The organism is Solirubrobacter phytolaccae (assembly GCF_027587195.1).
GTDB lineage: Bacteria > Actinomycetota > Thermoleophilia > Solirubrobacterales > Solirubrobacteraceae > Solirubrobacter > Solirubrobacter phytolaccae.
In genome coordinates, this window is sequence record NZ_JAPDDP010000014.1 from 26,382 (window position 1) to 45,832 (window position 19,451).

Genomic DNA, 19,451 nt, shown 5'->3' on the forward strand with positions numbered 1-19,451 from the left:
CTCGTGGCTGCGTCAACCGATCCGCTCGTCGATGACGACGTGGACGGTCGCACCCGCCTCCTTGCCGATCGCCTTGCGCAGCGCCGCGCGGACCGGCAGGCGGTGGGTGCCGTCGCCCTGCGCCATCAGCGCGCCGTCGAACGGCTCCCCGTCGATCGAGCCGCGGATCTTGACGAGGCCGCGCGTGCCGAAGAGCTCCTGCACGTCGTCGAGCACGACGCAGGTCCAGGCGCCGGGGTTGTCGCCCTTGCACAGCTCGGCGTCGAACGACTTCACCGGCGGCATCGGCTAAGCATCCAGGAACGGGAGCACGGTGGCCAGCACGAGGTCCGTGCGCGCGAGGCCGTTGAAGTGGGTCGTGCCGGGGAAGACGGCGAGCTGGGACTCGGGGACGCCGTCGAAGTCGCCGTTGACGTCGCCGCCGCGCAGGCGCAGGAACTTCGCGGCGTGCTCGATCGTGACCATGTCGCAGTCGCCGATCGTGATCAGGGTGGGCGCGGAGACGCCGCGGATCTGGTCGTCGGTCCAGTCGGGCGTGTGCTGCATGATCCCGCCGAGCTTGTCGAGCAGCGTCTGCAGGTGCTCGTGGTCGGGGTGCGGCGACTTGGCCAGGTAGGCGGCCTCCATCGGCGTGCCGGCGATCATCTCGACCTTCATCTCCATCACGACCTCCGTGTTCCCCCCGCGGTCGCCGTCACGCGAGAACGACGTGGAGGAGACCACGAGCTTGCGCACGAGCTCCGGATGCTGGACGCCGAGCTCGACGGCCACGGCGCCGCCGACGCTGAAGCCGAACACGTCGACCTTCGCCACGTGCAAATGGGCGAGCACGGCGACGACATCCTCGGCAAGCGCCGCGATGCTCAGCGGCCGGTCGATGTCGTTGGTGCGCCCGTGCGCCTGGAAGTCGAGCGCGATCACACGCCGATCGGCGGACAGCGCCGGCAGCAGCGCGCCGAACTGCTGGTCGATGTCGAACAGCCCGCCGTGCAGGACCAGCAGCGGCGTGCCGCCCTCGCCGTGCAGCTCGTAGTACACGTTCAGGTCGCCGACGGGGACGTAACCGGTCTCGTTCGCAGTGCTCATGTCCACCCAGACGAACCGGCGGCCGGAAACTCATCGTCACAAATCCGAGAGCGCTCGTAAGTACGGGCGAGATGCGGACCGACACCGAGCTGCTGCAGGGAGACGCGCGCGCCTACGCGGCGTTCTACCGACGGCACGAAGACGCCGTGCTCGGGTTCCACCTCAAGCGCGTCGGATCGGCGGAGCTCGCGGCGGACCTCACCGCCGAGACGTTCGCACGAGCGCTGGAAGGGCGCCGGCGGTTCGACCCCAGACGCGGAAACGCGGGCGCGTGGCTGTTCGGGATCGCGCGCAACGTGCTCAGCCGCAGCCTGGAACGCGGGCGGGTGGAGAACGAGGTCCGGCAACGGCTCGCGATGCAACCGCTCGAGCTGGACGACCACGCGATCGCGCGCATCGACGAGCTCAGTGACGAAGCGGCCCAGCAGGCCTTGGACGAGCTGCCGGAGGACCAGGCGCGGGCGGTGCGCGGTCGCGTGATCGACGAATACGGCTACGACGAGCTCGCCGAGCAGCTCGCATGCTCCGAGAGCGTCGTGCGCCAGCGGGTCAGCCGTGGCCTGCGCGCGCTGCGCGCCGAACTGGGGACGGACGAATGACGCGACTGCCCGAACTGGAGCGCGAGCTGCAGCGCGCGGCGGAGGCCCTGGAGCGCCGGCGCCGTCCCTGGTGGCGGATCTCGCTGCTCGGCGGGGGCGCGACGTTCGCGCTCGCGGCGACCGCGTTCGCAGCGGCCGAGCTGCTGCTGCCGGAAGGCGACCCCGTCCCGAAGGCCCCGCCGGAGCAACGGGCCTCCCTGCCCGACATGGACCCCGGGACGACGCGGCTCACGAGCCTGCGCGCCGAGGATCCCGGTGGCGGGCTGCCCTGGGGGCTTTCGGTCACGCGCGACAAGGCGGGGAACATCTTCTGCGCGCAGGTCGGTCGTGTGCAGGACGGGAAGCTCGGCGTCATCGGGCGCGACGGCACGTTCAAGGACGACGGGCGCTTCCACCCGCTCAGCCCCGACGCGAACCAGAGCGGCGTCTGCGGCGGGAGCCCGCCCGGCGGCGACCTCAGGCTCAGCCACAACGGACCGCCGATCCCCGCGAGCGGCTTCACCGGCAGCTTCCTCAGCCCGGCCGGCGGGTGCCGCGAGCACGTCGCCAACCCCAAGGCGACGATGTCCCCACAGACCCGCCGCAAGCTCCGCAACGTGCCGGTGTGCAAGGCGAGCAGCCTGCGCGTCGTCAAGTACGGATTCGCCGGCCGGGGCGCCGTCGAGATCGAGTACGGCGGCGTCCGCATCAAGGCCGACCCGGAGGAGAGCGGCGCCTACCTGTTCGTCCTCAAGCCCCGCAAGGGCCGTCGGCTGACCCTGAACGTCAAGTACGACGACGGCACGGTCTGCCGCGAGCGATCGGTGATGGACATCGAACCCTGTCCGTAGGCTGCCGGGCGTGGATCACCTGACCTGGCTCGGCTGGTGGCGCGACGGGGGCCGGGCCGCGCTCGAAGCCCAGCTGCTCGCCCATTGGGACCCGCTCGACGTCCGCGACGACCCGGCGCGCCACGCCGAGTACGCGCGCACGGCGATGCGGCTCGCGGGCCGGCTCCGCAACGGCGCCGGCGCCGGCCACCTCGCCGACGTGCTCGCCGCAGCGAACCGCGAGCTCGGCGTCCGCGTCAACGAACGCCAGCTCTGGGCCGTCGCGACCGAGATCGAGGGCTGGTACCGGCGCGAGGGGCCTTAGGCGGCGATCCCCCGCTCGATCACGCGGTCCACGGCCTCGGGCGAGAGGATGTGCTCGATCACCATGATCCCGATGCCGACCACGCCCGCGCGGTCGCCCAGGCGGGACGGGACGATCCGCAGGTCGCCCGTGGCCAGCGGCAGCGAGCGCTGGAAGATGACCTCGCGCACGCCCGCGAGCAGCTGCTGATGGGCGTCGGCGATGTCGCCGCCGATCACGATCGCGCCCGGGTTGAAGAAGTTCACGGCGCCCGCGAGGACCTCGCCCAGGCAGCGGCCCGCGTCGCGAACGGCCTGGATGGCCTGCGGCTCGCCCGCGCGCACGAGCGTGACGACGTCACGCGAGGACGAGGCGTCGAAGCCGAGGTCGCTCAGCTTCGCCGCCAGCGCGCGTCCGCCCGCGACCGCTTCGAGGCAGCCGATGTTGCCGCAGCGGCAGATCACGTCGTCGTGGCCGGCCAGCCGGACGTGGCCGATGTCGCCCGCGGCACCCTGGGCGCCGCGGTGGATGCGACGGCCGGCGACGATGCCGCAGCCGATGCCGGTGCCGATCTTCACGTAGAGCAGGTGCTCGTGCTCGCGCCAGTGGGTCCAGTGCTCGCCGAGCGCCATCGTGTTGACGTCGTTGTCGACCAGCACCGGGCCGTCGAAGTCCTTGGCGAACCAGCTCGGGATCGAGAAGCTGTCCCAGCCCGGCATGATCGGCGGGGCGACGGGCTCGCCGCGCGAGAACGCGACCGGGCCGGGCACGCCGACGCCGATGCCGCGCACGTCCGCCGGGGTGCGGTCCACCTGCGCCAGCAGCGCGACGAAGTGCTGCTTGACCGTCGACAGGACCTGCTCCGGCCCTTCGGCGATGTCCATGTCGAACGTCATCTCGACGAGCTGCGTGCCCGCCAGGTCCGACACGACGAGGCGGGAGTGGGTGGCGCCGAGGTCGGCGACCAGGACCACGCCCGCGCCCTGGTTGAACATCAGCACGGTCGGCGGCCGCCCGCCGGTGGAGGCGCTCGCGTGCGCCTCGTACACGAGCTCGTGCTCGCGCAGCGCGTCCAGGCGCTGCGCCACGGTCGACCGCGCGAGCCCCGTCTGCTTGACCAGATCGGCTCGTGTCACGGCGTCGCCGTTCCTGATGAGCCGCAGCAGCGTCCCTGCTCCCGTCACGACTTCCTTCCGTTCAGACCCTGCGCCATGCCTTCAGTTAACCAGGGAGTCCCCCGACTTACCTAAGGATTTGGACCAAAGTTTCACATGATTGGACAGAAGGTCGAACCGCTTTTCTCATCATCTGGACGAAGTGAGCGTTAGACGGCGGACCACTGCCGACCGCGGGGCAGCCCCGCATCCGCCTGGACGATCCGGTCGACGACCGCGGGGTCGAGCACGTGCTCGATCACCATGATCGCCGCGCCGACCACGCCCGCGCGGTCGCCGAGCTGCGAATGCCCGAGCCGCAGGTCGCGCGTCGCCATCGGCAGAGAACGGCCGAAGGACATCTCGCGCATGCCCGCGAGGAGCTGCTGGTGCACCTCGGACAGGTCGCCGCCGATGATCACGGCGCCGGGGTTGAAGAAGTTGATGCACTCGGCCAGCACCTCGCCGATCGCCCGGCCGGCGTCACGCACGGCCTGCGCGGCCTCGGGCTCGCCCTCGCGCACGAGCCGGACGACGTCACGCGCGGTCGTCGCCTCGAGCCCCGCCTTCGCGAGCCGGGCGGCCAGCGCGCGGCCGCCGGCCACGGCCTCCAGGCAGCCCATGTTGCCGCAGCGGCAGATCACGTCGGTGTGGCCCGCGAGCCGCACGTGCCCGATGTCCCCCGCCGCGCCCTGGGCGCCGCGGTGGATGCGGTTGCCGGAGATGATCCCGCAGCCGATGCCCGTGCCGACCTTGACGTAGAGCAGGTGCTCGCAGTGGCGCCAGTGCGTCCAGTGCTCCCCGAGGGCCATGATGTTCACGTCGTTGTCGACGAGCACCGGCACGTCGTAGTGCTTGGCGAACCAGTCCGGGATCGAGAACCCGTCCCAGCCGGGCATCATCGGGGGTGCGACGGCCTCGCCGCGCGAGAAGGCGACGGGCGCGGGAATCCCGACGCCGATGCCGCGCACGTCCTCACCGGCCCGGCCGGCCTCGGCCAGCAGCTCGGTGAAGCGCTCGTTGACCCAGAACAGGATCTGCTCCGGCAGCCGGGCGATGTCCATGTCGTAGGCGCGCTCGGCCAGCGGCGCACCCGACAGGTCGGTCACCGAGAGCCGCGCGTGCGTCGCCCCCAGCGCGGCGACCAGCACCACGCCCGCAGCCCGGTTGAAGGCGAGCACGGTCGGCGGACGACCGCCCGTGGACGCGCTGCCGCCCGCCTCGTAGACCAGCCGGTGAGCCATCAACGCCTCCACGCGCTGGGCCACGGTCGATCGGGCGAGACCTGTCCGACGTGCGATGTCGGCGCGTGTGACCGCCTCTCCGTCCCGGATCAGCCCCAGCACACGGCCGGCTCCCACCGGCGCGCCGAGGCTTTGACTCTCTCCTGCGGTCAACATGAGCGCGAGTTAACCAGAGACGCAACACGAAATCGACACAACTCACGAACGTATCGGGTCTAAGCGGGCTTGATCACGAACTTAAACGCCGGTCTTTTGCGTGGCGAAAGGGGAAAGTGACAGGTTTCAGCGCTGACAAACCGCTTCAGACACCGTTGTCGCGCCGTTGCACGACGCGGTCCACGTACGCCTCGGCGAGCACGTGCTCGATCGCCATCACGGCCGCGCCGGTCGTGCCCGCGTCCTCCCCGAGCCGCGTCGGGCTCACGACGAGATCGCGCGTGGCCATCGGCAGCGAACGGGCGAAGGCGGTCTCGCGCAGACCGGCGAGCAGGTGCTGGGAGGCGACGGCGAGCTCGCCGCCGAGCACGATCGCCCCGGGGTTGTAGAAGTTGATGCACGCGGCGAGCACCTCGCCGACCGCCCGGCCGGCGCTGCGTACGGCGCGCGCGGCGTCGGCCGATCCGGAGCGGGCCAGCGCGGCGACGTCCGCCGGAGAGGAGGCCTCGAGCCCGGCGGCGCGCAGCTGCTCGGCGAGCGCGCGTCCACCGACGACCGCCTCCAGGCAGCCCGTGTTCCCGCACGCGCACGGCACGTGCGCGTGACCGGGGACGCCGATGTGCCCGAGCCCGCCGGCCGTCCCGCGCGCGCCCTGGTGCACGCGGCCGCCTGAGACGATGCCGCACTCGATCGTGGTTCCGACCGACACGTAGAGCAGGTGGTCGACGGCACGCCAGTGCGTCCACTGCTCCGCGAGCGCGCGCAGGTTCACGTGCCGGTCGACGAGCACCGGCGCGTCGTGGAGGTGCGGCAGCGCGTCGCGCAGGTCCTGCTCGCACTCGCTGTCGACACCGATCCCCACGGCCCACACCCGCTGCGCCGGGACCTGCGCGTGCTCGAGCGTGGCCTGGAGATATGTCCGAACGGCCGCGGGGTCGATCATTGCGCTCTCATAGGTGCGCTCGAACACCGGCGTGGCGCCGAGGTTGCACACGACGACCTGGCAAAAGTTCGGCCGAAGGGTCGCCGCGAGCACCACGCCCGCTGTAGGGTTGAACTCGAGCGTGGCCGGAGGGCGGCCACCGGTCGATGGGCCGTCGGCCTCGTTGACGAGGCCGAGCGTCACCAGCGAGTGGACGCGCTCAGCCAGCGTGGAGCGCGAAAGCCCGGTGCGGAGCGTGAGCTGGCTTCGTGTCGTGGCGCGCTCGGCGCGGATCAGCCGCAACACGGCGCCCGCGCCCGCAGGGGCCTCGAACATGCCGCGAGTTAACCAGACTTGCGTCGGACCCGGACCGAAGTTTGGACGTTGGGTTCGGATTAAGTTGCGTTGTACGCCAGAAACAAGCATGCTTTTGCTTGACATCTGGGCTAAGCAGAATTAGCGTCCGCGCTCATGTCTGGAGGAGAGGTTCGCGTCGCCATTGCGGGGACGGGATTCATCGGTGCTGTCCACGCTCGGTCGGCGCGGCTCGCGGGTGCGCGCTTGGTCGGCGTCGCCGCGTCCTCGCCCGAGAGCAGTGTCCGCGCCGCGGCCGCGCTCGGCGCCGAGCGGGCGTTCGCGTCCGCGGAGGAGCTGGTCGAGGCGCCTGATGTGGACGTCGTCCACATCTGCACGCCCAACCATCTGCACAGGCCGTTGGCGGAAGCGGCGCTGGCCGCCGGCAAGCACGTGATCTGCGAGAAGCCGCTGGCGGTCGACGACCGCGGTGCCGAGGAGATGCTCGAAGCGGCGACCGCCGCCGGGCGCGTCACCGCGGTCCCGTTCGTCTACCGCTATTACCCCACCGTGCGCGAGGCGCGCGAGCGCATCCGCACGGGAGCGTCCGGTCCGGTCCGCCTGATCCACGGCGGCTACCTGCAGGACTGGCTGCTGCGCCCGGAGGACGACAACTGGCGCGTGGACGAGCAGCTCGGCGGCGCGTCACGCGCGTTCGCCGACATCGGCTCGCACTGGTGCGACCTCGCGGAGTTCGTCACGGGGCACCGGATCACGCGCGTGAGCGCGCGCACCTACCTCTCGATCCCGGCCCGGGTGACCGAGGACGCGGTGATCCTGCAGTTCGAGACCGACCAGGGCGCCGTCGGCAGCGCCGTTATCAGCCAGATCTCGGCCGGGCGCAAGAACCAGCTCACGCTCGAGATCGACGCCGCCGAGGAAGCGCTCGCCTTCAACCAGGAAGAGCCGGAGACGCTCTGGCTCGGCCACCGCGAGAGCGTCACGCTGCTCAAGCGCGACCCCGCCGCGCTGTCCGCGCCCGCCGCGCGCCTGGTGACCGTCCCCGCGGGCCACCCGCAGGGCTACAACGACTGCTTCGACGCCTTCGTCGCCGACGCCTACGCCGCCGCGACGACGGGCGAGGCCCCCGACGGGCTGCCGGACTTCCGGGATGGACTCCGCGCGGCCCGGATCACCGCGGCCGTGCTGGCGTCCGCCGAGACCGAGACCTGGGTCGACGTGCCGAGCGCGGCGGCCTTGACCGCGGAGACCGCTGATGTCTGAACAAACGCTCCTCCAGATGGAGGGCATCCGCAAGTCGTTCGTCGGCGTGGAGGTGCTCCACGGCGTCGACCTCGACCTGCGGGCCGGGGAGATCCACGCGATCGTGGGTGAGAACGGCGCCGGCAAGTCCACCCTGATGAAGACGCTCGCGGGCGTCCACGCGCCCGACGAGGGCACGATCCGGATCGACGGCCAGGAGGTGAGCTTCCACCACCCGGCCGCGGCCCAGGCCGCGGGCGTCGGCATCGTCTACCAGGAGTTCAACCTCCTGCCGGACCGCAACGTCGCGGAGAACATCTTCATCGGCCGTGAGCCGGTCAGGGCCGGCATCGTCGACCGCCGCAAGATGGAGCGCGAGACCGCCGCGCTGCTCGAGGAGGTCGGCGAGGCCAGCTTCGGGCCGCGCACCCCGGTGCGCTGGCTGTCGGTCGCGCAGCAGCAGGTGGTGGAGATCGTCAAGGCCCGCTCGCTCAACGCGCGCATCCTCGTGCTCGACGAGCCGACCGCGGCGCTGGCCGAGGGCGAGGTCGAGCTGCTGTTCACGCTCGTGCGCCGGCTCCAGGAGCTCGGCGTCGGCGTCCTCTACATCTCCCACCGCCTGCGCGAGGTGTTCGCGCTCTCGGACCGGATCACGGTCATCAAGGACGGCGGCGTCGTCAAGACGCTCAACACGGCCGAGACCAACCAGCGCGAGCTCGTGAACCTGATGGTCGGCCGCGAGCTCGACGGGTACTTCCCGGAGCGCGGCGCCAAGGACGACCTCGGCGACGTGCGCCTGAAGGTCTCCGGCCTCTCCACGGCGCTCCTGCGGGACGTCTCGTTCGAGGTACGCGCGGGTGAGATCGTCGGTCTCGCCGGGCTGCAGGGCTCGGGCCGGACGGAGATCGCGCGCGCGGTGTTCGGCGCCGACCCGATCGCCGACGGAACGGTGGAGATCGACGGCAAGGCCAAGCGCTTCAAGCATCCGCGCCAGGCAGTCAAGGCCGGTCTCGGGTTCATCACCGAGGACCGCAAGGCCGAGGGACTCGCGCTCGCGCAGTCGATCTCGGACAACATGCTGCTCGCCGTCCGGACGGTCATGCCCTCGCGCAAGCGGCGCTCGACGCCCGGCCTGATGACGGTGAAGGAGCTCGCGGAGGTGACCGAGCTGCGGGCCCGCGGCCCCGAGCAGGAAGTGCGCTTCCTGTCGGGCGGCAACCAGCAGAAGGTCGTCCTCTCCAAGTGGCTGGAGACCCAGCCCGGGATCCTCATCTTCGACGAGCCGACGCGCGGCATCGACGTCGGCGCCAAGGCCGGCATCCACGACCTGATCCGCAAGCTCGCGAAGGACGGCGTGGCCGTGTTGATGATCTCGTCCGAGCTGCCGGAGCTGATCGGCATGAGCGACCGCATCCTCGTGATGCACGAGGGCGTGCTCGCGGGCGAGCTGCCCGGCGGCGCGAGCGAGCCGCAGATCATGGAACTTGCGACCGGCTCCGCTGAGGTGGCGGCATGACCGTGGTTGATCCTTCTGAGTCGAGCCCGGGCACGCGCGCGGCCGCGCGCAAGGAGCGCGTGGCCGGGTGGCGCGTCGGCGTGCTGGCCTCGCCGGCGGCGCCCGTCTACGGCGCGCTGATCGGCATCATCGTCCTCGCCTGGATCGTCGTCACCATCGACGGCGGCGAGTTCCTGACGACGGGCAACATCGTCAACATGCTGCAGCGCTCGGTCGCGCTCGGCATCGTCTCGCTCGGCCAGACGGTCGTGATCCTGCTCGGGTCGCTGGACCTGTCGGTCGCGGCGCTCATCTCGCTCTCGTCGCTCGTGACCGCGCAGCAGATGGACGGCCAGCCGGGCAACGTCATCCCGGCGATCCTGATCGTCCTCGCGATGGGTGCCGGCGTCGGCCTCGCCAACGGCCTGATCATCACCAAGCTGCGCGTGAACGCGTTCATCGCGACGCTCGGCATGGCGCTGATCCTCGGCGGCATCATCGAGAACGGCTGGAGCGGCCCGCAGGGCGGCGTCACGGACGCGTTCTCCCAGGACCTCGGCTACACGCGGTTCGGCGTCATCCCGATGTCGTTCATCCTGTTCGCCGTCGTCGCGGTGGTGATCTGGTTCATCCTGCGCAGCACCCGCTTCGGCTACCGCGTCTACGCGGTCGGCGGTTCCGAGGACGTCTCCAAGCTCTCGGGCCTGCGCACGCACCGCACGATCATCGGCGCGCACATCGTGTGCTCGCTGACCGCGGTGATCACCGGCATCTTCCTGGCCTCGCGCCTGAAGGCCGGCACGCCGACCGTCGGGCTCGACGGCGGCTACGACCTCGAGTCGATCGCGGCCGTGGTGCTCGGCGGCACGGCCCTCACCGGCGGTCGCGGCGGCGTCATCGGCACGATCGGCGGCGTCTTCATCCTCGCCGTGCTCGACAACGTCTTCAACCAGCTCGAGTTCAACTCGTTCGTCAGGGATGTCGTCCGAGGCATCGTCATCATCGCCGCCGTCGCCATCTACGCGCGGCGCCAGGAGAAGAAGGCATGAGCACCGAGAACGTCGCCGCCTCCGGCTTCGGCGCGGATGAGCAGGATCGTGGCCGCCGCTTCCTGAGCGCGCTGGCCAGCACCGGGACGATCTTCATCCTGCTGCTGATCCTCTGGGTCTGGATCACGATCCTGAACCCGACGTTCGCCGAGCCCGGCCCGTTCCTGGCCTACCTGAAGCGCTCCGCGCCGCTGGTCATCCTCGCGGCCGGCGCGTACTTCGTGCTCGTCAGCGGCAACTTCGACCTCTCGGTCGGCTCGCTGGTGACCGTGATGGTGGTCGTCGCGGCGCGGCTGATCGAAGGCGAGCCGAGCCGCACGTGGCCCGTGATCCTGCTGCTGCTGGTGATCGGCGCCGTGGTCGGGTTCGCCAACGGGTTCATCTCGACGATCTTGCGCGTGCCCTCGTTCATCACGACGTTGGGGATGTTGCTCATCCTCAACGGGGCCGTGTTCTGGTGGACAGGCGGCGCGCCGCGCGGCGCGCTGTCCGACAACTTCCGCTCGATCGGGCGTCAGGGGATCGAGGGGATCCCGTGGATCGAGCAGCTGCCGTGGTCGGTGCTGTTGATGTTCGCGATCGGTGCCGCATCGGTGTTGCTGATGCGGGCCGACTTCGGACGACAGCTCATCGCCACGGGTGACAACGAACGAGCCGCCCGCCTGTCGGGCGTGCGCGTGGACCGCGTGCGGATCCTGGCCTTCGTCCTCTCGGGCGTCCTGGCTGCCGTCGCGGGCATTCTGCTCGGAGGCTTCGGCGGGGTTTCGGCCCAGGTCGGCAAGGGCCTCGAGTTCGACGCGATCACCGCCTGCGTGCTGGGCGGGGTCGTGCTCGGGGGCGGCCGTGGATCGGTCGTCGCCGCGATGGCCGGTGCTCTCACCCTCGAGGCGCTGTTCACGTGGCTCAACCTGCAGGGCATTTCCGGCGCGCTCGAGGACACCGTCCAGGGCGTGATCATCATCGGCGCCGTCGGCTTTGCCGCCTACCGGCTCCGGGGCGCCCGATGAAGCAGATGCACAATCAACGAGGAGGAACAGGGATGATCTGGAGGAGACTGGCGGGCCCCGCGGCCCTGCTGGCGTGTTGCGCGACGATTGCCGCTTGCGGCAGCACGGATGACCCGGGCAGCGAGACGACCGGTGACGCGACTCCGGTCGCCACGGCGACCGAAGGCCCGAAGACGGACCTGGGCGAGAACTCCGAGTTCTTCGTCCAGGCGGACTACGACAAGCAGCTCGCGCAGCGCTCGGCCACGCCTGAGGGCCCGGCCGACAAGCCGTGGGAGCAGATGATCGAGCCCGGCGAGATGGTCGACACGACCGAGTTCAAGGCCAAGAAGGCCGACAACTGGAACGTGTGCTTCTCGAACGCCGCGAACGACAACCCGTGGCGCCAGAACGGTGGCATCACGATGAAGGCCGAGGCCGACAACACGCCGGAGATCGGCAAGTTCACGGTCGTCGACGCCGAGGCGAAGGACGACAAGCAGATCTCCGACATCGAGGCGATGGTCTCCGGTGGCAAGTGCGACGCGATCATCATCGCGCCGAACACCACCGCGACCCTGACCCCGGCCGTCGAGAAGGCCTGCGAGTCCAAGATCCCGGTCATCGTGTTCGACCGTGGTGTCACGACCGACTGCCCGGTCACGTTCATCCACCCGATCGGCGGCTACGCCTTCGGTGCTGACGCGGCCGAGTTCCTGCGTGACAACGTCAAGGAAGGCGGGAAGATCCTCGCCCTCCGCATCCTGCCGGGCGTGGACGTCCTCGAAACCCGCTGGTCGGGCGCCAAGGGCATCTTCGAAGAGGCCGGCCTGAACGTCGTCGGCGTCGAGTTCACCGACGGTGACGCGGCCAAGACGAAGTCGATCGTGTCCGACTACCTGCAGCGCGAGGGCACCCTCGACGGTGTCTGGATGGACGCCGGCGCGACCGCCGTCGCCATGACGGAGGCCTTCGAGGACGCCGGCCAGGAGATCCCGTTCGTCACCGGCGAGGATCAGAACGACTTCCTGACCAAGTGGAAGGAAGACGGCCTGAAGGCGATCGCCCCGACGTACTCCAACTACCAGTGGCGTACGGCGATCATCGCCACCACCAAGATCCTGAAGGGCGAAGAGGTCCCGAAGGAGTGGATCCTCCCGCAGCCGAAGATCACGCAGGAGAACCTGGACCAGTACGTCAAGCCGGACATGCCGCCGCTGTACTACGCGCTGTGCGGTTGCGAGGACCTGCCGGGCTTCCCGCAGAAGTGGGGCGGCAAGTAGCACTATGAAGTTGGGCGCCAACACATGGATCTGGGCCAGCCCGCTCACCGATGAGCGGCTGACCCAGCTCGCGCCGCGGGTGCGCGATATGGGGTTCGACGTCGTCGAGCTCCCGATCGAGCAGCTAGGGGACTGGAGTCCTGAGCACGCTGCGGAGGTCCTGGCCGAGCACGGGCTGGGTGCCTCGATCGCAGTCGCGATGGCTCCGGGGCGTGAGTTGTGTGGCGCTGACGCGGAAACGGTCGCGACGACCCAGGCCTTCCTTCGGGACTGCCTGGACGTCGCGGCCACGGTTGGGGCCGGCGCGATCGCCGGCCCCATCTACACCTCGACCGGCCGGACCTGGCGGATCGGGGCCGACGAGCGCGCTTCGCTGTACGCGGAGCTGCGCGAGAACTTGAAGCCCGCTGCGGACCACGCGGGCGAAGTGGGCGTGAAGATCGGCATCGAGCCGCTCGTGCGCTACGAGACGTCGTTGATCAACACGGTCGAGCAGGCCCTCGAGGCCATCGATCCGTTGCCGACGTCCGTGGGCCTACTGCTCGACACCTACCACGCCAACGTGGAAGAGAAGGACTTCGCCGGCTCGTTCATCCTGGGCGGCCCGCGGCTCGTGCACGTGCACGCGTCCGCGAACGACCGCGGCGCGCCGGGTGCCGACCACATCGACTGGGTCGGGTTCCGCGACGCCGTGATCTCGACCGGCTACGACGGCCCCGTCGTGATCGAGTCCTTCACGGCCGAGAACGAGACCATCGCCACGGCGGCGTCCGTCTGGCGGCCACTGGCGTCTTCGCAGGACGCCATCGCGGTGGAGGGCCTCGAGTTCCTCCGCTCGCTGTTCGCTGAAGTCCCCGCGGCCTGAACCTGACTGAGTGTCGGTCGAGCGGGCGCTGAGCCCGCTCCCGACCTACTCGTCAGTCGCGACGATCAGCGGACAGTTACTCGCGCGCGCGAGGGGCTGCCCGACGCGGCGTTGCCCGCGAGGTCCTTCGCGCTGACCTGCACGCCGTAGGTCCCGGCGCGCAAACCGGACACCGTCACGGAGCCCGTGCCCCGATCGACCTCGACCGTGCGCGTCTTGACAACTCGCCCGCCGCGCGTGAGGCGCACCGCGACCTTGCCGTCCTCGGACAGGCGGAAGCGGACGCGCACGCCGCGCCGCACGCGCGACACGTTCACGCGGTCCAGCTTCGGGGCGACGGTGTCGCGGAGCTCGTAGACGGCGAGCGGCGGCGTGTCGTTCGCGTACGGCTGCTCGCTCAGGGGCGGCGGGGGTGGCGGCGGAGCGGGGTTGCCGCTCTCGTCGGTGACCTTGACGACGCCGGTCATCGTTCCCGCGTGGAGCTGGCAGACGTACGCGTAGTTACCGGCGGCCGTGAACGTCTGGGAGACGGACGGGCCGGCGATGGCGAACGGCGAGTCGATCGACCAGTTGGTCGAGCTCGACTTGACGTTGTGCATCAGCGTCGTGCCGGCGAAGGACCAGGTGACCTTCTCGCCCACCTTGACGGAGACCTCGGGGGACGACCAGCGGTTGTTGATGACGTCGTCGACGGCCTGGATGGTCACGTCGGCGGACGCGGTGGCGGGAAGGGCGAGCGCGGCGGCCAGGAGCGCGGCGGCCGTGAACGGGACGACGACGCGCATCACACGATCTCCATCTGCAGCATCATGGCCTTGTCGGCGTGCTCGAGCGCGTGGCAGTGGAACACGTACTTGCCGGCGTACGGCGCGAACCACGCGAGCACCGTCACGGTCTCGTTGGGGAGCACGCCGACGGTGTCCTTCCAGCCGAGCTTGTCGGCAAGCTCGACGGGCCCGCTGGAGCGGTCCATCATCCGGAACAGGAACCCGTGCAGGTGCATCGGGTGCACCCGGTTGGAGTTGTTCACGAACGTCCAGACCTCGGTGCTGCCTCGGCGCGGGCGCACGTCGATCCGGTTCGGGTCGAAGCTCAGGCCGTTGATCTGCCAGGCGGCGGTGCCGAGGGCGAGGTTCCAGGTGCGGCGCGCGTTGGGCGCCGGCAGCGGCTCCGCGTCACGCAGGCGCGTCGGGACCCGGAACTCCTCGCTCACACGCCCGCCGGTGATGTCGAAGCGCATGATCGGCACCGTGCCGCCTTCGCCGTCCTCGTTGTAGAGCGTGATCTCCTCGCCGGGCCCGTACTGGGAGAAGTCGATCACGAAGTCGGTGCGCTCCGCCGGGTGCAGCGGCACCCGCGCGCGAGGGACCGGGCGCGTCAGGAGCCCGCCGTCGCCGGCGATCTGCAGCAGCGGACGGCCCTTGCCCAGCCGCAGCGCGTAGGAGCGCGCGTTGGAGGCGTTCAGGAAGCGCAGCCGGTAGCGCCGGCGCTGCACCGCCATGCGCGGGGAGACCGCGCCGTTGACCAGGATCGTGTCGCCGCGGAAGCCGATGTCGACGTTCTCGGCGTAGCGGAACGAGCCGTCCTTGTTGAAGGCGTGATCGGCGATCACGATCGGCACGTCGAACTCGCCCTGCGGCAGCCCGAGCTCGGCCTCCAGCTCATCCTCGAGCAGGTACATCGAGACGAGCCCGTAGTAGAGCGTCTTCGACGTGCGGCCGTGCGCGTGGTCGTGGTACCAGAGCGTCGCCGCGTCCTGATCGTTGGGGTAGTGGTAGTCGAAGGAGCCGCCCGCCGGGATGATGTCCATCGGGTGCCCGTCGTGCTCGGCCGGCACGTAGCCGCCGTGCAGATGCACGTTGGTCTCGAACGGCAGCGCGTTCGTCTGGCGGACCACGACCTCGCGACCCTTGCGCGCGCGGATGATCGGCCCCGGGTAGACGCCGTCGTAGCCGTAGATCGGGGTCTGGAACCCGGGCAGGACCTCGGCGAGCCCTTCGCGCACGGTCAGCGCGTACGTGTCGCGCGTGCGCGTGGAGCTGACCGGCACCAGCTCGGGGATGCGCGGCAGGTCGCGCTGGAAGGGCGCGAACGGCGACTTGGCCTGCGAGCGGATCGCCGCGGACGTCACCGTCGCCTTGCGCGGGCGGAGCGCGTCCGGCGCGGCGACCGTGCACAGCAGCGCGATCGAGCCGAAGCCGTTGCGCATGAAGTCCCGACGCGAAGACCCTGCGTCGGCGGGCGGGCGGACGCTCATCTAGCGCACCTTCAAGGTCTTGATGGTCGCCAGGCCCTTGTTGCCCATCGCGTCGACGGGCCGCAGGGTGACCGTGTAGGTGCCCTTCTTCCGCAGCGCGTTGGTGCGCAGGACGAGCGCGCGCGTGCCGGTCGGCACCTGGAGGGTGGCCGCCGTCACGGGCTGCGCCGCGCCCTTGCGGGTGACGACCGCGGAGAGCGTGGACTGCTCGGAGAGCCAGAACCGCAGCTGCAGCCCGGCCGTGACGCGCTTGGCGCTCACGCTCTGCAGGCGCGGCGCCTCGCTGTCCTTCGGCGCGCCTTTGCCCGGGGCGGGCGTCGTCAGGTGATCGTCCGGCGTGGGCGTGGCGCCCGGGGGGATCGTGGCCGCGAACGTCGGCGTGGCCGTGGCGGTCTCGGTCGGCGTCGCGCTGGGCGTGGACGTCGGCGTCTCCACCTGCTTGCCCTCGACGATGACCTTGCCGGTCATGGACGGGTGCGCGCCGCAGACGAACGTGTACTCACCCGCGACGCCGAACGTGAACTCCTGCACGCCGCCCACCTGGAGGGTCGGCTTGTGCTTGGTCCACGCGTCGTTGGCGGGCGTCGCCGTCTTGCCCTCCGCGTTGTGGTAGCTGCCGTTCGCGGCGGCGAAGTTCCAGGTGACCTTCTCACCCGTCTGGATCGTCACGGTCGGCGACTCCGGGCACGGGCCCGTGGTCTGCAGCGAGAAGCACGGGGTCGCCCCGTTCTCCACCGAGTAGATCGTCACGCTCTCGCGAGCCCCCGCGACGCCGACGCCGGCCGCGATGCCGACAGCGGCCAGCGCGGCCGTGGCCGCAAGCACTCCTGACCGGCGCAACCGGCTGTTTTCGGTCCTCATCCCTGTTCTCCTCAAACCCGGCGGCGTCGCCTAACCAGGCTTAGGCCGACACGCGGCGGAAGCTACCACGGTTCTGGCGCGCAAGCGAGGAAACAGTCTTGCCTTGGACAAAAGTGGGAGGGGCATTGTTCAGAAGTCGTTGTCATTGCGTTCGCTGCTTGCTAGCTTCGCTCCCCGTGAGGACGAGGTGGTTGCTTGCCCTCGTGGTCGTGATCGTGCTGGCTGTCGCCGGCATCGCCATCGCGGCCCGAGGCGGCGAGGAGGAGAAGACGACCAAGGGCACCAACCTGAGCGCGCTCAGGTGCCCGCTCGAGCCGACCGGCAAGACCGGCGCGGGTGGACAGCCCGAGCTCAGGCCCGCCAAGGGCGCGTTCGACACGTCCGTGCTGATCGGCATGCGGCTCGCGGAAGCCCGCGAGAAGGCCGGCCAGGGCGGCTGCGACATCGTCGTGTCCGTGCAGGACGGCGCCGGGCAGCCCGTCCCGATCGACATCAACCCGAAGTTGATCTACGTCTACACGGAGAAGGGCCGCATCACCCGGATCGAAGGCGTCGGCGGCGGCATCTAAGGGATGCCGCGTTGGGCCGTAATCGGCCTCTGGCTGCTGTTCGCCGCTGCGATGGCGCCGCTCCAGGGGCCGCTCCAGACCCGGGCGGCCGACGAGAGCGACACGTTCCTGGCCCGCGGTTCGGAGTCCGCCGAGGCCAAGCGGGTGATCGAGGAGCGGTTCCGCGCGGGCAACGAGAGCGCGGCAGTGATCGCGTACTTCCGCGACGGTGGGATCACCTCCGACGACCGCCTGCGGATCACCGACGACATGACGCGGATCTGCGCCGCGGCGACGATCCCGACGCTCAAGCTGGTCGGCTCGCCGTACGGGCTGGCGTGCGGTGACCAGGACCCGCTGGACCTGAGCCCGGGCGGCCCGGGCCTGCTGACCTCGCCGGACGGCAGCGTCGCGCTGGCGTCCGCGCTGATGACCGACGACAGCACGCCGGTCGCGGAGGCCGCGGTCAGCACGATCCGCGCGATCGTCCCGCCCCCGGAGGGCGACGAGACCGGGCTGAAGGCGTGGGTGACGGGCGAGGTCGGCTTCGAGGCCGACCGCAGCGAGGCGGTCAAGACGATCGACGAGACGCTGCTGCTGGTGACCTGCACGGTGCTCGTCCTGCTGCTGTTGGCGATCTACCGCTCCCCGCTGATGGCGCTCGTGCCGATCTTCGTCGTCGGGATCGCGTACGTGGTCGCGGGCGGGCTGACCTACCTGCTCGTCCGGGCGGGCGTGACCACCGTGAGCGGCCAGTCGACGGCGATCCTGATCGTGCTGATGTTCGGCGCGGGCACGGACTACTGCCTGCTGCTCGTCGCGCGCTTCCGCGACGAGCTCCGGCGCACCGCCGACGTCGACGCCGCGATCACGAACGCGAGCCGCCGCACAACCCCCGCGATCCTGTCGGCGGGCGCGATCGTGATCGCCGCGATGCTGGTGCTCGCCGTCGCCGACTTCAACGCCACGCGCGAGATGGGCCCGATCCTCGCGCTCGGGATCGCGGTCATGGTGGTGGCCGGGCTGACGTTGTTGCCCGCCCTGCTCGGCGTGCTCGGCCGGCGCGCCTTCTGGCCCGCCGTGCCCCACGTCGAGGCCGATCCGCACCCGGTCGCCCCGCTCTGGCGGCGCGTCGGACAGCTGGTCGAGCGCCACCCCGCGGCCACCGCCGTCGCGGTCACGCTCGTGCTCGTCGCCGGGGCGCTCGGGAACCTCGGCGGCCGCGAGCCGCTCGACTTCTCGGAGGCGTTCCGCACCCCGCCCCAGTCCGTCGGCGGCGAGCAGATCATCAGCGAGCGGTTCATCCCCGGCCGCGCCGCGCCCGTCGAGGTCGTCATGGACTACGCCGACGGCGAGGCCGTGATCTCGCGCCTGACCACCGGGCTGACGACGCCGGTCCAGGAGATGTACCTGTTCGCCGGCTCGATCCCGCCGCGGGAGGGCCAGGAGTCCGAGCTCGCGCTGGCGCAGGCGTACCTGAAGATGGACCCGTTCTCGGACGCGGCCACGGACTCGGTGCCCGGCCTGCGCAAGGCCGCCCGCGAGGCGGCGGGCGGTCGGCGCGTGCTGCTGGGCGGCGAGGTGCCCGAGGCCTACGACACGCGCGAGGCGCTCAAGCGCGACAACCGGATCATCGTGCCGCTCGGGCTGCTGCTGATCCTGGTCATCCTGGCCGTGCTGCTGCGCGCCGTGGTCATGCCGCTGTACGTGATGGCGACCGTGATCCTGTCCTTCGGCTTCGCGCTCGGCGTCAGCTCGCTGCTGTTCGCGCACGTGATGGACCAACCCGCGAGCGACCAGACGCTCGAGCAGTTCGCGTTCATCTTCCTGGTCGCCCTCGGGGTCGACTACAACGTCTTCCTGCTCGCCCGCATCCGCGAGGAGCGCGCCGGCGCGGACTCCACGCGCGCGGCCGTGGTCACCGCCCTCGAGCGCACGGGCGGCGTGATCACGAGCGCCGGCCTGGTGCTGGCCGCGACCTTCAGCGTGCTGATGGCCCTCCCGCTCGAGTCGCTGTTCCAGGTCGGGTTCGTGGTCGCCCTGGGCCTGCTCGTCGACACGTTCCTGGTGCGGGCCCTGCTCGTGCCCTCCGTCGCCGTTCTGTTGGGCGAGCGCAATTGGTGGCCCAGGACCGCCGGCACTTAGGTATCAAGTGGAGCAAAAGGTCTTGACACCGAAGATTGAAGTGGAGTAGCTTCGCCGCCAGGTATGTGCCGAACTCCGTGAGAGACCGGCACACAGGCGTCCATATAGCCAGCGATATGTCCGGGGGAGAG

19 protein-coding genes are annotated in these 19,451 nt (G+C 70.5%); 11 read left to right on the forward strand and 8 right to left on the reverse strand.

From position 1 onward, the window contains the following. Positions 1 to 12: 12 nt before the first annotated feature. Both OJ997_RS09780 and OJ997_RS09785 read right to left on the reverse strand, forming a co-directional pair. Positions 13 to 285: a DUF1905 domain-containing protein gene (locus OJ997_RS09780; protein ID WP_270024899.1), complete on the reverse strand. Its 273-nt coding sequence runs from the start codon at positions 283 to 285 to the stop codon at positions 13 to 15. Between the two features lie 3 nt (positions 286 to 288). Beyond that, complete coding sequence (locus OJ997_RS09785; RefSeq protein WP_270024900.1) at positions 289 to 1,086, reverse strand: alpha/beta fold hydrolase; 798 nt, start codon at positions 1,084 to 1,086, stop codon at positions 289 to 291. 71 nt (positions 1,087 to 1,157) lie between these two features. Here OJ997_RS09785 and OJ997_RS09790 point away from each other — a divergent pair, with 71 nt between their 5' ends. The 3 genes from OJ997_RS09790 to OJ997_RS09800 are packed head-to-tail and all read left to right on the forward strand — an operon-like array spanning position 1,158 to position 2,819. Continuing rightward, complete coding sequence (locus OJ997_RS09790) at positions 1,158 to 1,685, forward strand: RNA polymerase sigma factor (protein ID WP_270024901.1); 528 nt, start codon at positions 1,158 to 1,160, stop codon at positions 1,683 to 1,685. Continuing rightward, on the forward strand, positions 1,682 to 2,515 hold the full coding sequence (locus OJ997_RS09795) for a hypothetical protein (protein WP_270024902.1): 834 nt from the start codon (positions 1,682 to 1,684) through the stop codon (positions 2,513 to 2,515). Before OJ997_RS09790 ends, OJ997_RS09795 begins: the two co-directional genes overlap by 4 nt. A gap of 10 nt (positions 2,516 to 2,525) precedes the next feature. Further along, a complete protein-coding gene (locus OJ997_RS09800; protein WP_270024903.1) occupies positions 2,526 to 2,819 on the forward strand; it encodes a hypothetical protein in 294 nt (97 codons plus the stop codon). Here the strand turns inward: OJ997_RS09800 and OJ997_RS09805 are convergent. From OJ997_RS09805 to OJ997_RS09815, 3 genes are all read right to left on the reverse strand, one after another. Next, positions 2,816 to 3,934 (reverse strand): ROK family transcriptional regulator, encoded by a 1,119-nt coding sequence (locus tag OJ997_RS09805; protein WP_270024904.1) that lies wholly within the window; start codon positions 3,932 to 3,934, stop codon positions 2,816 to 2,818. The two genes, OJ997_RS09800 and OJ997_RS09805, sit on opposite strands and share 4 nt — an antisense overlap. Before the next feature lie 188 nt (positions 3,935 to 4,122). After that, the gene (locus OJ997_RS09810; RefSeq protein WP_270024905.1) at positions 4,123 to 5,352 is read right to left on the reverse strand and encodes an ROK family transcriptional regulator; all 1,230 of its coding nucleotides are present in this window, start codon (positions 5,350 to 5,352) and stop codon (positions 4,123 to 4,125) included. Between the two features lie 145 nt (positions 5,353 to 5,497). Next, positions 5,498 to 6,610: an ROK family protein gene (locus tag OJ997_RS09815; protein WP_270024906.1), complete on the reverse strand. Its 1,113-nt coding sequence runs from the start codon at positions 6,608 to 6,610 to the stop codon at positions 5,498 to 5,500. Between the two features lie 135 nt (positions 6,611 to 6,745). Between OJ997_RS09815 and OJ997_RS09820 the strand changes: the two genes are divergently transcribed. From OJ997_RS09820 to OJ997_RS09845, 6 genes are read left to right on the forward strand one after another with little or no spacing between them, the layout of a single operon-like run. Beyond that, positions 6,746 to 7,852, forward strand: coding sequence for a Gfo/Idh/MocA family protein (locus tag OJ997_RS09820; RefSeq protein ID WP_270024907.1), 1,107 nt, complete (start codon positions 6,746 to 6,748; stop codon positions 7,850 to 7,852). After that, positions 7,845 to 9,347 carry a sugar ABC transporter ATP-binding protein gene (locus tag OJ997_RS09825; protein ID WP_270024908.1) on the forward strand — a complete coding sequence of 501 codons (1,503 nt, stop codon included), beginning with the start codon at positions 7,845 to 7,847 and terminating at the stop codon, positions 9,345 to 9,347. Before OJ997_RS09820 ends, OJ997_RS09825 begins: the two co-directional genes overlap by 8 nt. After that, a complete protein-coding gene (locus OJ997_RS09830; protein WP_270024909.1) occupies positions 9,344 to 10,375 on the forward strand; it encodes an ABC transporter permease in 1,032 nt (343 codons plus the stop codon). Before OJ997_RS09825 ends, OJ997_RS09830 begins: the two co-directional genes overlap by 4 nt. Next, complete coding sequence (locus tag OJ997_RS09835) at positions 10,372 to 11,382, forward strand: ABC transporter permease (protein WP_270024910.1); 1,011 nt, start codon at positions 10,372 to 10,374, stop codon at positions 11,380 to 11,382. The genes OJ997_RS09830 and OJ997_RS09835 overlap by 4 nt, the downstream gene beginning before the upstream one ends. Positions 11,383 to 11,414: 32 nt before the next feature. Beyond that, positions 11,415 to 12,644 carry a substrate-binding domain-containing protein gene (locus tag OJ997_RS09840; protein WP_270024911.1) on the forward strand — a complete coding sequence of 410 codons (1,230 nt, stop codon included), beginning with the start codon at positions 11,415 to 11,417 and terminating at the stop codon, positions 12,642 to 12,644. Between the two features lie 4 nt (positions 12,645 to 12,648). After that, positions 12,649 to 13,509 (forward strand): sugar phosphate isomerase/epimerase family protein, encoded by an 861-nt coding sequence (locus OJ997_RS09845; RefSeq protein ID WP_372517885.1) that lies wholly within the window; start codon positions 12,649 to 12,651, stop codon positions 13,507 to 13,509. Between the two features lie 65 nt (positions 13,510 to 13,574). Here the strand turns inward: OJ997_RS09845 and OJ997_RS09850 are convergent, their stop codons facing one another. From OJ997_RS09850 to OJ997_RS09860, 3 genes are read right to left on the reverse strand one after another with little or no spacing between them, the layout of a single operon-like run. Next, positions 13,575 to 14,294 carry a cupredoxin domain-containing protein gene (locus OJ997_RS09850; RefSeq protein ID WP_270024913.1) on the reverse strand — a complete coding sequence of 240 codons (720 nt, stop codon included), beginning with the start codon at positions 14,292 to 14,294 and terminating at the stop codon, positions 13,575 to 13,577. Continuing rightward, positions 14,294 to 15,766 carry a multicopper oxidase family protein gene (locus OJ997_RS09855; RefSeq protein ID WP_270024914.1) on the reverse strand — a complete coding sequence of 491 codons (1,473 nt, stop codon included), beginning with the start codon at positions 15,764 to 15,766 and terminating at the stop codon, positions 14,294 to 14,296. Before OJ997_RS09855 ends, OJ997_RS09850 begins: the two co-directional genes overlap by 1 nt. Next, complete coding sequence (locus OJ997_RS09860) at positions 15,767 to 16,627, reverse strand: plastocyanin/azurin family copper-binding protein (protein WP_270024915.1); 861 nt, start codon at positions 16,625 to 16,627, stop codon at positions 15,767 to 15,769. 191 nt (positions 16,628 to 16,818) lie between these two features. Here OJ997_RS09860 and OJ997_RS09865 point away from each other — a divergent pair, with 191 nt between their 5' ends. Both OJ997_RS09865 and OJ997_RS09870 read left to right on the forward strand, forming a co-directional pair. Beyond that, on the forward strand, positions 16,819 to 17,196 hold the full coding sequence (locus OJ997_RS09865; RefSeq protein ID WP_270024916.1) for a hypothetical protein: 378 nt from the start codon (positions 16,819 to 16,821) through the stop codon (positions 17,194 to 17,196). A 3-nt stretch (positions 17,197 to 17,199) separates the two neighbouring features. Next, the gene (locus tag OJ997_RS09870; RefSeq protein ID WP_270024917.1) at positions 17,200 to 19,320 is read left to right on the forward strand and encodes an MMPL family transporter; all 2,121 of its coding nucleotides are present in this window, start codon (positions 17,200 to 17,202) and stop codon (positions 19,318 to 19,320) included. Positions 19,321 to 19,451 lie beyond the last annotated feature (131 nt).